The organism is Synechococcus sp. LTW-G (assembly GCF_054459035.1).
Genome location: NZ_JBTKYW010000001.1, coordinates 148,377 through 160,918, shown reverse-complemented (window position 1 = coordinate 160,918; position 12,542 = coordinate 148,377). Strand labels below are relative to the sequence as shown.

Genomic DNA, 12,542 nt, shown 5'->3' with positions numbered 1-12,542 from the left:
GGTGAGGTGATTGTAGAGGATCGCCGTGCCGAAACCCTGTTCGCAGCTGCGATCAGGCCCTAGGGGGAAGCATTTGAAGCGGATTCACCGCTCCACGGCCGGCGGGGATGATTTCGAAGTGCAGGTGGGGACCTGTACTCCGCCCGGTGCTGCCCATCAAAGAGATCACCTTGCCCTGGCGCACGACCTGACCAGCACGAACCAAGATCCTGCTGTTGTGGCCATAGCGGGTCAAGGTTCCATCGGCATGGCGCAGCTCAACGAGATAGCCGTAGCCACCGCCATGCCAGCCAGCGGAAACCACCTGACCTGACTTCGCAGCAACGATCGGGGTTCCGATGTTGTTGGCAATGTCGATGCCGCGGTGCATCCGACCCCAACGCCAGCCATAGCCGGAGGTAAAGATTCCCTTGGTGGGCCAGACCCAGGCACGGTCATTGAAGTTCTCCCCGTCGCCGAACCCAAAGTCGGGTTGGTCGGGCCAGCTCAGACCACCGGAGCCAACGGGCTTCAGACCAAGCACCATGCGGCTGCGCCCTGCATTGGCCTGGGCGATACGGATTGGGGTACCAACAACAAGCTGGGCTCCCCGAAGACCGGGGTTCAGCTTCAGGAGTTTCTGAATGCTGAGGTTGTAGCGCTGGGCAACCTTGGCCAAGGTGGTGTCACCGCGGCGGATGCGAGCGGTCTCACTGGGCTCCGGCGGTGCCTCAAGGGGTGGGGTGCGCCGCAGTTCAGACGTGTCAACGGCGGCAACCGTTTTGACCTGCTTGATGGCGGTGCTGGGGAGAACCATCCATTCACTGCGGCCAAAGACGTGATCGGCCTTGACGTCGTTCAGCTGGCTGATCAGCGTCTCGTCCTGCGCCAGCTGACTGGCGAGGTGCTTAAGGGTGATGGCTTGACGGGCTTTGACCCAGATCTTCTCGGTGCTGGGCCTGGTCTCAGCGGCAGCGATCAGGTCTGCGCTCAGGGCAGGTGGAGCTGAGATCGGCAGCGTTCCTGACTTGGAGTCAGCCAGGGAGGGGGCGACAACGGTGCCGGCAGCCCCAAGGGCTGCAGTGCTGGCTGCCGTCGTCAGTAGAAAGTGAACAGGCTTCATCCAGTTTGGCCAAAGGTCAAAGCCCGGTGGAGAAGCCAACATCCTCCGGACGGCGCGAGATTAACGACTGGCCGGTACCCGCGCAAGTCATAAGGGTCAACTTCTGGGTCGACCACAACCCAATCTCGATCTGAGACCCCTTGCCCTGCAAAGGGTTAGCCCACTTCGAGTTGCCTGAGTGCCTCGAAGAGAACAACACCCACGGATGTCGCGAGATTCAGACTTCGCACCCCGCCGCCCTGGTCCACCGAGCCCGGCATGGGGATCAACAGTCGCTGATCCACGTGCTCTAGGAGCTCCCCGGGCAGGCCGCTGCTCTCACGGCCAAACAGCAGCCAGTCATCCGCTCGGTACTGAATGCGGTGGTAGGGCTCGGTGGCGTGGCGACTCAGGGCGAGCAGGCGGCCGCCGCGCTGACGCCGCTTCTCGAGGAACTGCTGCCAGTTGGCGTGGCGTTCCAGTTGAACCCAGGGCCAATAGTCGAGACCGGCCCGCTTCAGGGTTCGGTCATCGATCTGAAAGCCCAAGGGCTCGATGAGATGCAGTTCGGTGCAGGTCGCTGCGCAACTGCGGGCCACGTTCCCCGTATTCGGTGGAATCTCCGGTTGAAACAGGACCACCCTGGGCATGGCATCTAGCGCGGGACGGGGATACCGAGCTCGTGGAGGTTCAGGGCTCGGCCGCTGACCACGAGCCAAGCCTCATGGCTGATCGCGGTCAACCGTTGTTGCAGCTCCCCCATCCTGTCGCGGAAGAGCCCGCCGATGGCCGTAGCAGGAACCACGCCCCAACCGACTTCCTCCATCACCAAGATCACAGGCTCTTGCTGCTGTTGCAATTGGTTTAACAGGGCCGTGCTGCAGTCCTGCCACTGCTCAGCAGAGGCCTCCAGGTGTTGGGCGAGCCAGGTTCCCAGGGCGTCGATCAACAGGAGCCTGGGCTCCTGGCCATCAGCGGATGGAGTGAGACCCGAAAGCGCAGCGGTCAGGTCGGCGCCGACTTCCAGGGTCTGCCAACCAGAGGGTCTGCGGTCTTGATGGTCTCGGATCCGTTGTGCCCAGGGTTCGTCATCGCCAGGAGGCTGTCCGGTGGCGAGGTAGAGAACTGGGCCCGGGTGGAGCGCAGCGAGATGTTCGGCCCAACGGCTTTTGCCACTGCGACTGGGTCCAGTGACAACCACCAGACCCGCAGGCTCGGCGGGACTAGCCACCACCGTTCATGTTTTTGAGGGTGGCCACGGCCGATGGAGAAACGCGGTTGAGGTAGCGGAAGATCCAGTACTTGAAAATCGTCGCCAGCACCACCGGGAAGGTGGCAATAAACAGAAGGATGAAGTTCTCTTCGGCGGGAAGCCCCAGGTGGTGGGCAATCCCATCGAGCAAGACGGTCCATCCTTCGGGGCTGTGGAAGCCAACAAAAATGTCCGTGAACAGGATGATGGCGAAGGCCTTGGCGCTGTCGCTCAAGCCGTAAACGGCCTCATCGAGAAAGCCCCGCAGCACCTGAAGGTCCCGGCGGCCAAACAGGCAGACCAAGACAAAGCCAACCAGCGCCGCCAGGTCGGCAAGGACATTCTTTGAAGCTTCGATGCTTTCTGCATCCGCTTCATCCTTGAGGGCATTGGCCCGGCGGGCCAGGGCGGATTGAATCTCCTCTGGGGAGGGAGGCTGTTTCCCTTCCAACAGAGCCTCAAACTCGAGCTCCTGTTGATACAGACTCAACTTGGCGACGGCCTTCTCTTGAAGGTGGGGCTTGGTGTAATTGAGGAAGGGAATCTCCGGTGCATAGCGATTCATCAGCGGTGAAATCACCAGACTCCGGCTGGCCTGTTGAATCACCAGCGGCACGAGAATCAACAGAAGCAGCACCCGCAGGGACACCAGAGTCGAGTCCCGCCGGCGGCGGAAACCAGCCACCAAGGAGGCTTCGGCCTCAGGGTCGAGCTGGCGGCGGACCCCATCAAACACACCCAGCAGGCTGCGGGGCAGCATCTCCGGGGACCGGGACATGGCTGGAGCGCTGCTGCGTCCTCGGCCGTAGCGGGAGACAACGCTCTCCACAAGCTGCAACTGTCTGAGCTCTTGGCTATCGAGCTCGGAACGCTTCGGGGCGACATCCGCCAGGTTGTCCTGGGCGACCTGCAGGGCTGCGCGAAAGCGGCGCAGCATCTGGGCCTTGGCGGATTGAGGGATGCTCAGTTCGATCTCAGGACGAACTGGGCGGTCGTTGTAGTACTCAAGCTCGAGGCTCTGAATCAGGAGCGCGGCTTCGTAGGCCCTCTCGAGGTTGTTGCTCAGATCGTGGGTGCTGGCCCGATCAAAGCTTCCAATCCAATCGGTCAACCCCATGGCGATCTCAGCGGGAGAAGACCCACCAGGTGATCATTGGCACCAGGGTGCCAACCACCAGCAAAACGACAACCCAAAGGAAGGCGTTGCTGGACTCGGTTTCTTCCTTGGTTGGAATATTGGTTTCAACTGGCATGCGCTCCACAAGCTGTGGCGGACCGGGATCTTCGCCCCCGTTGAGCACGACTTCGAGTCGGCTTAGGGCGTCGAGGCTGGCTTGCCTGTAGCGGGAGCCCTCCCTCAGGGGAAGTCCCATGGTGCTGATGGCCGTGCTGGAGAGCAAGGTGGAGGGAAGTTGCTCAAGCAGAGCTGGACTAGCAACGACGGCTGCACTGTTGTTCTGCGCCTCAATCAGGAGCAACAGCAAGCCATCGCGGCTGGCCTCGTCCTGCCACTGCTGCAGAAGTTCCTCGCCGAGGGTCTCCAGGCTGACGCCGTAATCCAGGCGCCTCAGGGTCACCAAGCGGGCATCCACCCCCAACTCCGAGAACTGCTCGAGGCGCTGGTTGACATCACCGCTGGCGGCGCGACTCAGCACATCGGCACTATCCAGCACGTGGCTGCTGGGACGCTGCGCAGGAAAGTCGGCCAATCCAGTGGCGAGTGCTGCCGATGGCGCGATCAGGCTGGTGAGCACCAGGGCAGCGGCCATCACCAGAGACCAGAGCTTTCTGCGGAGGACGTGACGCACCAGCGAACGCTTAAACCTGGGCACAGTCTGCCCCTAGCTGGCCAAGCTGTCGCGATGCAGCAGGGAGATCACCTCAAGGATTGATGCACTTCGTGCTGGCTCAAGGCCAAAGGCGTCCCGCAATTGATCCAGGAAGGTCAGTTCGGCTTGGGATTCGATGTGATCGGCGTGAATGAGGTGGGCCGCAACGGCCAGGGCCGTTTCCCGTTGTGCCATTGAAAGGAGGGGGGTTGCCTGCAGGATCAGCTCCGCACAACTGCTGGCCCTGAGTTGCAGCAACACCCGATCCAGCAGTGCACCCATGTCCTGATCGCTCAGCCTGCGGAAGGGTTGGCGATATTCCAGTTGTTGGCGCAGGGCCCTGGCCTCAACAGCACTCAGTTCCCCATCGGCTGCAATCGCAGCGAGGGCCACGGCAGCGAAGGCCTCTGGCGCTGAGGTGAGCTCGGGCTGGCCCATGGTCCCTGCGGAAGTTGCCCCATTTGAGCGTCAACCCGCGCCATGTGGAGGCGGATGTGAGCCTGTGACAACGTGAGGGGGCAAAGCGCCGACACCGTGCCTCTTCCAGCTCGCGTCTGCTTGCTCATTGGCATTCTCGGTCTGCTCTTGTGTGTCGGCAATCAGCTCAGCGCGACTGAGTTGAGCCCTGCGTTGGAGAGGGCTGGGGTGTTGAGCAGCCTGCTCTCGGTTGGCTTGATGCTGGTCGCTGTTCTCTGGACTAGGGCCGCTCCGCTGGCCCCAGATCGGGTGGCGTTAGTCGGTGAGCAGGGCCTGGAGCTCGCAGCCGAGCTGCCCGATTCCCTCCGTCAAGAGTTGGGCTGGGGCAGTCAAATGCTGTTGACCGCGACCCCGGCGGCCTCACTGTTACTGCTCTGGCGCGGGCAGGTGCTCCTGCGACGGGGGGTGCTCGACTCCAGCCTCTTTGAGCCAGGCCCGATTTGCGAGCGGGCTTGGGCAACGCAGAAGGCGATCAACCTGGTGAACCTGGCGCTCTATCCAGGTCGTGATGAGTTCAAGGGACTCCCCGAGAACACTCCAGCGCTCATCATTCAACCGATCGCTGAGGATGGACTGCTGCTGGTGGCGGGATGGTCGCCGCGTTGCTTCAGCCGCAGCGATGAGAGCTGGATTGAGGGTTGGAGCTTGAAGCTCAGAACGCAATTGGAGCAGGAGCTCGCTTCTTTCCCCCTCCCCCTTGGCCCTTCGGCGGAAGGGTGAAACGGGAATTCACCCGTTCTCCGGGGGAACTGAAGACAGCTGTTCCGTCGTCACCGATCTTTCCTTCCAAGCGCTTGGCCCGGGTCACCTGCTTGTACGTGTCGCGTTTGAGCACCACCTGGTCGGTGGCTACAAACCGCCCACTCGGCCAGTTCCAGAGACACCGCATGGCCGTCAGCCGCTCACCAGGCTGTTCCAACTCGCAGCCACGGGAGACCTTCACATCACTCTTCTCCAGATCGACCGTGAAGCGATCTCCCTTGGCTTTCAGGGCATTGAACTGACCCGTGAAGGGTTGGTCGCTGCTGAGCAACTGATCATTGATGGCCCAGCGGGTTTGCTTGGCGTCGAGCCAACCCTTGCCATCGGCGCGTCGCACCTGCACCGGCGCGACCAGGTCCACATAGCCCTGGCGCAAATTGCCGCGCAGCCCCTGGGCGGTCAGGACAAGGCTGGGCGCTGGCTTTTCGTCTTTGGCTGGAGCCGGCTTGGATTGCTCGAACTGCTCGCCGCGCACCACCGCAGGTGCGGTGAGATCGCCCCGCTCCGGCTTCCAGTCGACCCACTGGGCTTTGACTTTCAGAGGGAGCGGAGGGGGTGTTTTGGCGTTGCCTGCTTTGCTGCGTCCGTCTTGCCAGTGCTCAAGCACGGGGGCACCGCGGAGCTCGACCAGGTCACGCTTGATGAAGTACTGAGCCGTTTCCGCACTGATGCGGGACCGGCGATCGAGGGCCACGGGCCTCTGGTCGATGACCATCAGCTCCTGGCGCGGTAACCAGCGGGCGGTGTCCCCGGTGATCTCAACCGGTTCCTCGCCCAGCAGGGTGATACGGACAGTTCCTTCCAGCTGGATGGCTTGGCCATCGCCGATCACGGTGCCCCGCTCGGCAGCAATCAAGATGCTTGGCTCACCGCGCCGAAAGACCGTGCCACGGGGCCTCAGTGCCTGGGCCAATTTGCGCTGGATGTCGTAGCGAGCCTCTGGACTTTTGAGCTCCCACGCCGGGGCTCCCTTGGGGTCCTGCTGACGCAGGTCCAAGGCACGGAAGGAAAACGGTTGGCTGCCTTGCCGGGTCGCTGTTGAGCAGCCGACCAGCAGACAGACGGCACTGAGCTGCAGTGCTCGGTTGATCCGAACCATCAGAGCGGATCCTCCAGTTCCAGGCGTGCCATCACCGGGGAGGGCTCAGGCAGCGGTGCTCCGCTCTGGAGTCCACCCCAGCTGAGCTGCTCCAGCCAGGCCGAGCTCACCTGGGCCGTCGCATTGGAATCGGGAATCGGTTGCCCGAGTTGATGCAGCATTCGCCCGGAGAGATCGGGCAAGAGGGGTGCCATCAGCAGGGCCACGAGCCGAGCGGCTTCGAGCACGGCATAGAGGTCGTTGGCCACCTGCTCCCGTGTGCCCTCCTTCTTCATCAAGCTCCAGGGCGCCTGATCATTGAGATAGCCATTGGCGCTAATCGCCAGTTGCAGAGCTGCCTCGGCCGCCGAGCGGAACTCAAGGTTCTCTAGTGCTGCCAGGCTGGCGTCCTTGGCCTGTGCTGCCGCCTGGGCCAGGGGATGGGTGCTGGTCCTGGCCTGATCGGCTGGAGGTACGGCTTCATCGAACCAACGGCGAGCCATGGAGCTCGTGCGGTTCAGCAGGTTGCCGATGGTGTTGGCCAGGTCGTTATTGACCAGATCGCTGAAGCGCTGCTGCTGGAAATCCCCGTCCTCACCAAAGGGGATGTCGCGCAACAGGTACCAGCGCACGGCATCCCGGCCGCAGCGCTCGAGCAGGTCGGCCGGGTCGAGCACGTTGCCGAGGGATTTCCCCATCTTTTGACCCTCGCGGGTCAGAAAACCATGGCCAAAGACCTTGGCCGGCAGGGGGAGTCCAGCCGAGAGCAGCATGGCCGGCCAATAGACGGCATGGAAGCGAAGGATGTCCTTGCCGATCACGTGCACCGAAGCGGGCCAGCCCCTGGAGATCGCTGTGTCGAGATCGGCGGCATCGCCCTCTTCGAGCAGGGCGGTGATGTAGCCCAAGAGCGCATCGAACCAGACATAGAAGGTGTGACCCTCATGGCCTGGCACGGGGATTCCCCAGGGCAGGTTGATCCGTGAAATCGAGAAATCCCGCAGCCCTTGCTTGACGAAGTTTTCGACTTCACGGCGGCGGCTCACCGGCTGAATAAAACCGGGTTGGCTGATCAGGGCCTCGATCTGCTCTTGGTAACGGGAGAGGCGGAAAAACAGGTTCAGCTCATCACGCCATTCCAGCGGCTTGCGGTGGATCGGGCACTCCGGATCCTGGGCCTCATGGGGGTCGTCCTTGAATTCCTCGCAGGCCACGCAGTACCAACCCTGCTGGCGGCCTTCGACGATGTCTCCGTTCGCCTCGACCCGCGCAAAAAACTGCTGGACGACCTGGCGGTGCCGTGGATCCGTCGTGCGAATCAAGCGGTTGTTGCTGATCTGCCAGCGATCCCAGAGCTCTCGGTACTGGGCACTCACACCGTCGCAATGGGCCTGCGGGGTCAGGCCTGCCGCCTCGGCCGTGCGCTGAATCTTTTGGCCGTGCTCATCACAGCCGGTGATGAACAGCACCTCCTCACCCTTCAGTCTCTGGAACCGGGCCAGGGCATCGCAGGCCAGGGTCGTGTACGCGCTCCCCAGGTGGGGCTTGTCGTTGACGTAGTAGAGGGGTGTGGTGAGGGTGTAAGTCATCGGCGGGATCCTACGCAGCCCTTCCCGATCGTGCCTTCAGCTGCGAGCCTGGGGCTGACTCCTCCATCCAGGCATGCCAGCCCGCATTGATTCCGCCCCGGTGGTGGTGTGGGGAGGTGGAACCGGTGGAGTGGCTGCGGCGATCCAAGCGGCCCGCGCCGGCGCTCCGACCGTTCTGCTCACGCCTGGTTCTTGGCTGGGGGGAATGGTCAGTGCTGCCGGGGTCTGTTGCCCTGATGGGAACGAGCTGAGTCCCTGGCAATCCGGCCTCTGGGGGGCCTTTCTACGGGGAATGGCGGAACGGGAGCCAGAGGGTCTGGACCAGAACTGGGTCAGCTGTTTTGGCTTTCGCCCGATCCAGGCCGAGGCCCTGCTGCAGCAGTGGGTGCAGGAGCTCCCCAACCTGACCTGGCTGTCGTGTTGCCGTTGTCTGGCGGTGAACCGTTCCGAGCGGCTGGTGCGCTCCATCGAGATTGAACGTGAAGGGCAGCGGCAACAGCTGGCCTGCAGCGTCCTGATTGATGGCAGTGACCGGGGCGACCTCCTGCCCTTCTTGGATCTCCCCTATCGCTTGGGCTGGGAACCCCAGGAGCTCTGGGGTGAACCCAGCGCCCCCAGTGCAGAACGACTCGCCACGGAGTCGTTCTTTGAACGGCAGCCGGTGCAGTCCCCCACCTGGGTGGTGATGGGACAACTGCATGGGGAAAAGCCAGCCCAGGCCTTACCGGAGAAGCCGCTACTGCCCGCTCCGTTTGAGCAGGCCTGCCAAGCGTTTGGGCTGGAACGCACGCTCACCTATGGGCGGTTGCCTGGGGGCCTGGTGATGCTGAACTGGCCTTTGCAAGGCAATGACTGGCATCAGGGTTTGGACCGTGCCTTCAGCAACCAGGCGGACGCCGAAGCGGAGCTGGAGCGAGAGATGCAGGCCCATAGCCGCAGCTTTGCGGCGGAGTTGATGGAGCTCTGCTCCGGTTGGCTCAGCTTGGGCGATGCCTTTCCGCAGGATTCAGGCAGTCCTGACCCTGCCTTGGCGGCCATGCCGTACTGGCGAGAAGGGCGGCGAATGGTGGGCCGCAGCACCGTCATTGAGCAGGATCTCCTTCCCGAACGATCGGGCCGCTCGATTTCAACTCTGCCCCGCAATCAAGAGGGACAGATCAGTTCCATTGCCGTTGGCAATTACGCCAATGACCACCACTACCCAGGGGATGACTGGCCCCTGGCTGCCAAGAGCTGCCGCTGGGGTGGGCGCTGGAGCGGCACGCCGTTTTGTGTGCCCTACGCGGCCCTCCTGAGTGCCGATCTCGACAATCTTCTGGCCGCCGACAAGGCCTTCAGCAGCTCCCATATGGCAAACGGTGCCACGCGCCTGCAGCCGGTGATTTTCAACATTGGTCAGGCCGCGGGTGCGGCTGCCGCCCTTGCCTTTGAACGCGGTGGCGTTCCCTCTGACCTCCCGGTGATTGACATTCAGGAGCGCCTGATTGCCGACCCCGTTGCGCCAGCCGGGGTCATTCCCCTCTGGGACACCCCCTTCAACCATCCCGATTGGGCTGCGCGTCAGCGCGCCGTTCTTCAAGAACCAGGACGGTTAAGTGGATCTGGCTCATGGCAGGGAGCCAGCTCTGGCGCCGCCCAACCGGCTCCATCGGCCATTGATCGAGCTCGTGTGCACGTCCAAGGAACGATTCGTCCCATGGGGGATGGTTCCTATGCCGTTGATTTGGCAGAAGCAACGTCGGGCCGCAGTCGCTGGTCTGTGATCACGCTTGAACCCTGCGTCGATCAGTGGCTTGAACAACTCGATGGCCCCAGGCAGGTGGAACTGCTGGGCTGCTTCAACCCCTGGGGGCCTTGGCTCAGAGTCTCGGCTGTCTCGCCCTAGGTCTTAACTGGCCGACGCCACGAGTCTCAGCTGATCCTGAAGAGAGTCGACCGATTGGATGCGCAGCAGCAAGGCGTCCCCCGGGGTTGCGTGGCTTGGGCATTCCGCAGCCAGATCCATCGCCAGCTCATCGATGCGAACCAGGCCAAGATTGTCCTGTGGCCGTAGCCAGCGCAGAAACTGAGCTCGCCACTGCTGGCCCTTCTGTCCTTCAAACCAAACCTGCTGCCAATGCCGCTGGTCTTCTCGGGAAATAGCGATTCCCTCGCGGATGGCGGCATCGACCGCGTTCACCAGCTCCTGCAGGGCGTCTTCCGAGAGCGGCTCCTCCGCGGCCAACTGGCGCTGAACGAGCAGATCGCCATAGCGCCGGATCGGTGACGTGGCCTGCACATAGGCCGGAAGCCCGAGGCTGAAATGGGCCGCTGGCTTGGTGCCCATCAAGCCGCGACTCAAGCAGCGCTTGATCGCGGCGAATCGAACGGCTCCGTCTGGAAGGGCGTCCAATTCCGCTTGTCCTGGGAGTTCAGCGGGCAGCTGACTGCGATAAGGAAGGGCGATTCCCCTGTCCTGTCCGAGCTGAGCAGCGACGGCACCGGCAAGGATCATCGCTTCGGCCACCATCTGGCGCGAGTTGGTCGGTTCGGTGACCTCGAGCTGGGCCAGTCCCTCCCGGGCTCGAATCCGGCCTTCAGGCAGATCCATTTGCAGTGCCCCTTGTGAGAGTCGCCAGCGCCGCCTGGCATTCAGCAGGCCTTCCAGATCAGCAAGATCGCTGTCCTGCGGTGGGGCCAGTTCGATCAGCTCATCGGCATCGTCATAACTGAGTCGATAGATCGGCTTGACCCAGCTGCGCACCATGCCGTAGTCCGCCAGGGATCCGTCCTCGTTCAGCTCGGCCCAGGTGCTCCAGGCCGCCGTGCGGCGTCCGGCCCGCAGGCTGAAGACCCCGGTGGAGAGATTGTCCGGAAACATCGGCACATTGCCCTGGGCCAGGTAGAGGCTGCTGGCCCGCTTGCGCGCCTCTAGGTCGAGGGGCGAGCCAGCTGGAATCAATCGCCCTGGATCGGCCACATGGATCCAGATCCTTGTCCGGCCAGCGGCAGTTGTCTCGATTGCCAGACCGTCATCGATGTCGCGGGTGTCCTCATCGTCGATCGTCACGCAGCGTTGCTGGCAGAGGTCGACCCGAGTCGGGTCGCTTGGCTGCGCCTGCTCAGCCTCTACCTCTAGTCGTTGCGCTTCCAGGACAAGCGACTCTGAAAACCCTTCACTCCAGACCGTCCCGGCCAGGGAGAGGAGCTGGTGGGGGTCCCATTGACCCAAGTCCACCAATAGATGACGCAGTTGGGAGCGCTCTTGCGTCAGATGCAGCAGCGACAGGCTCTGACGTAACCCATCCGGGAGCTCAGACAACTCACGGCGTCCACTGGCCGTCTCCTTCAGCAGCTCGAGCCACTGCAGGTGCAGGGCGCTGCACTGATCTGCTGTTGTTGGTTGGCGCCTCTTCAGCAGTTGAAGCCAGCGCCGTTCTTCCTCTTCTGCAATCGCCTTGAGACGTCGTTCGCGACGCAGTGGCTTCAGCTCCTCCAGGGTGCGGGCCTGAACATGACCTTGTTTCCAACGGAACCACTGCTGACCACCCACTAGGGCCAGCCAACAGGCACTCAACTGGAGCGGCTCAGTGTTGCCATAGAGCAGATCGCAAAACTCCTGCAAGCTCACGGCTTCGCCGGAGTCCTTCAGCAGGAGCCATGCAGCCCCCCAAGCGGAGGGGCGTGGTTTGGCCGCTGCCACTCGGTCGTGGTTGAGGGCCCATGGAGAAGCCCCCAGCCGCTGCGGCGCTGACGCACCACTGGGCAGGGGGCAGATGAGCTCAAGGTGTCTTTGCGGGACAACCTGTTGCTTGGAGTCAAATCCAACCTTGAGCCGCGCTTTGCTGCCCTGGATGGATTCAACGATGGCAAGTTGAGGTGAGCGGGACTCCTGCAGACCGACGAGATCGCCGCTGTGGAAGACCGCAACGCTCAGGGATCAGCCCTCGGGATTCACGAAGGGCAGGAGAGCCACAATCCGAGCGCGCTTGACCGCGTTGGTCAGATCGCGCTGCTGCTTGGCGGTGAGGCCAGTCAGGCGACGGGGCAGGATTTTGCCGCGCTCGGTGATGAACTTCTTGAGCAGATCGACATCCTTGTAGTCGATCGGTTCACCGGGCTTAATCGGTGAAAGGCGTTTCTTGAAGAAGGAACTAGGCATGACTGAACGGAGGAGAAATGCAGAACGCGGAGATCACGCCGCCGAGATCACTTGATCTCTTTGTGGACCGTCGACTTGTTGCAGTGCGGGCAGAACTTCTTGAGTTCAATCCGTTCAGTGGTGTTGCGGCGGTTCTTCTGGCTGGTGTAACGAGACACGCCAGGGGACCGCTTGGCGGGGTTGGACCGGCATTCCGTGCACTCGAGAGTGATCACGATCCGGACGCCCTTGTTCTTAGCCATAAAGGACGTTGCGCCGCTTGTGCGATGCGATTGGACAGTGGACAACCATACCTTGTCGCCTGACCTGGCCTGGTGTCTTGCCTCTTTAAAG

At 62.5% G+C, this 12,542-nt stretch carries 13 protein-coding genes; 2 read left to right on the top strand and 11 right to left on the bottom strand.

The window, feature by feature from the left end; translation table 11 throughout:
- Positions 1–52: 52 nt before the first annotated feature.
- From ACXIQ9_RS00875 to ACXIQ9_RS00850, 6 genes are all read right to left on the bottom strand, one after another.
- Positions 53–1,102 (bottom strand): peptidoglycan DD-metalloendopeptidase family protein, encoded by a 1,050-nt coding sequence (locus tag ACXIQ9_RS00875; protein WP_459015019.1) that lies wholly within the window; start codon positions 1,100–1,102, stop codon positions 53–55.
- Positions 1,103–1,257: 155 nt separating this feature from the next.
- The gene (locus ACXIQ9_RS00870) at positions 1,258–1,731 is read right to left on the bottom strand and encodes a tRNA (cytidine(34)-2'-O)-methyltransferase (RefSeq protein ID WP_459015017.1); all 474 of its coding nucleotides are present in this window, start codon (positions 1,729–1,731) and stop codon (positions 1,258–1,260) included.
- 5 nt (positions 1,732–1,736) lie between these two features.
- Positions 1,737–2,312: a bifunctional adenosylcobinamide kinase/adenosylcobinamide-phosphate guanylyltransferase gene (gene cobU / locus ACXIQ9_RS00865; protein WP_459015015.1), complete on the bottom strand. Its 576-nt coding sequence runs from the start codon at positions 2,310–2,312 to the stop codon at positions 1,737–1,739.
- Positions 2,305–3,450, bottom strand: a complete 1,146-nt coding sequence (gene pxcA, locus ACXIQ9_RS00860; protein ID WP_459015013.1) for a proton extrusion protein PcxA — start codon at positions 3,448–3,450, stop codon at positions 2,305–2,307. Before pxcA ends, cobU begins: the two co-directional genes overlap by 8 nt.
- A gap of 7 nt (positions 3,451–3,457) precedes the next feature.
- Positions 3,458–4,102, bottom strand: a complete 645-nt coding sequence (gene psb32 / locus ACXIQ9_RS00855; RefSeq protein WP_459015774.1) for a photosystem II repair protein Psb32 — start codon at positions 4,100–4,102, stop codon at positions 3,458–3,460.
- A 72-nt stretch (positions 4,103–4,174) separates the two neighbouring features.
- The gene (locus ACXIQ9_RS00850; protein WP_459015011.1) at positions 4,175–4,600 is read right to left on the bottom strand and encodes a tellurite resistance TerB family protein; all 426 of its coding nucleotides are present in this window, start codon (positions 4,598–4,600) and stop codon (positions 4,175–4,177) included.
- A 72-nt stretch (positions 4,601–4,672) separates the two neighbouring features.
- Here ACXIQ9_RS00850 and ACXIQ9_RS00845 point away from each other — a divergent pair, with 72 nt between their 5' ends.
- Complete coding sequence (locus ACXIQ9_RS00845; RefSeq protein ID WP_459015009.1) at positions 4,673–5,359, top strand: cofactor assembly of complex C subunit B; 687 nt, start codon at positions 4,673–4,675, stop codon at positions 5,357–5,359.
- Here ACXIQ9_RS00845 and lptC read toward each other — a convergent pair.
- Together lptC and metG are read right to left on the bottom strand one after the other, a co-directional pair.
- On the bottom strand, positions 5,292–6,500 hold the full coding sequence (gene lptC / locus ACXIQ9_RS00840; protein WP_459015007.1) for an LPS export ABC transporter periplasmic protein LptC: 1,209 nt from the start codon (positions 6,498–6,500) through the stop codon (positions 5,292–5,294). The two genes, ACXIQ9_RS00845 and lptC, sit on opposite strands and share 68 nt — an antisense overlap.
- A complete protein-coding gene (gene metG, locus ACXIQ9_RS00835) occupies positions 6,500–8,068 on the bottom strand; it encodes a methionine--tRNA ligase (RefSeq protein WP_459015005.1) in 1,569 nt (522 codons plus the stop codon). Before metG ends, lptC begins: the two co-directional genes overlap by 1 nt.
- A gap of 73 nt (positions 8,069–8,141) precedes the next feature.
- Between metG and ACXIQ9_RS00830 the strand changes: the two genes are divergently transcribed.
- Positions 8,142–9,953: an FAD-dependent oxidoreductase gene (locus ACXIQ9_RS00830; RefSeq protein ID WP_459015004.1), complete on the top strand. Its 1,812-nt coding sequence runs from the start codon at positions 8,142–8,144 to the stop codon at positions 9,951–9,953.
- Between the two features lie 3 nt (positions 9,954–9,956).
- On the opposite strand, the gene ACXIQ9_RS00825 is transcribed toward ACXIQ9_RS00830, so the two are convergent.
- From ACXIQ9_RS00825 to rpmG, 3 genes are all read right to left on the bottom strand, one after another.
- Positions 9,957–11,750, bottom strand: coding sequence for a ribonuclease catalytic domain-containing protein (locus ACXIQ9_RS00825; protein ID WP_459015002.1), 1,794 nt, complete (start codon positions 11,748–11,750; stop codon positions 9,957–9,959).
- A 237-nt stretch (positions 11,751–11,987) separates the two neighbouring features.
- Positions 11,988–12,209 (bottom strand): 30S ribosomal protein S18, encoded by a 222-nt coding sequence (rpsR, locus tag ACXIQ9_RS00820; RefSeq protein ID WP_010316983.1) that lies wholly within the window; start codon positions 12,207–12,209, stop codon positions 11,988–11,990.
- Positions 12,210–12,256: 47 nt separating this feature from the next.
- Complete coding sequence (gene rpmG / locus ACXIQ9_RS00815) at positions 12,257–12,451, bottom strand: 50S ribosomal protein L33 (RefSeq protein WP_010316985.1); 195 nt, start codon at positions 12,449–12,451, stop codon at positions 12,257–12,259.
- Between the last annotated feature and the right edge of the window lie 91 nt (positions 12,452–12,542).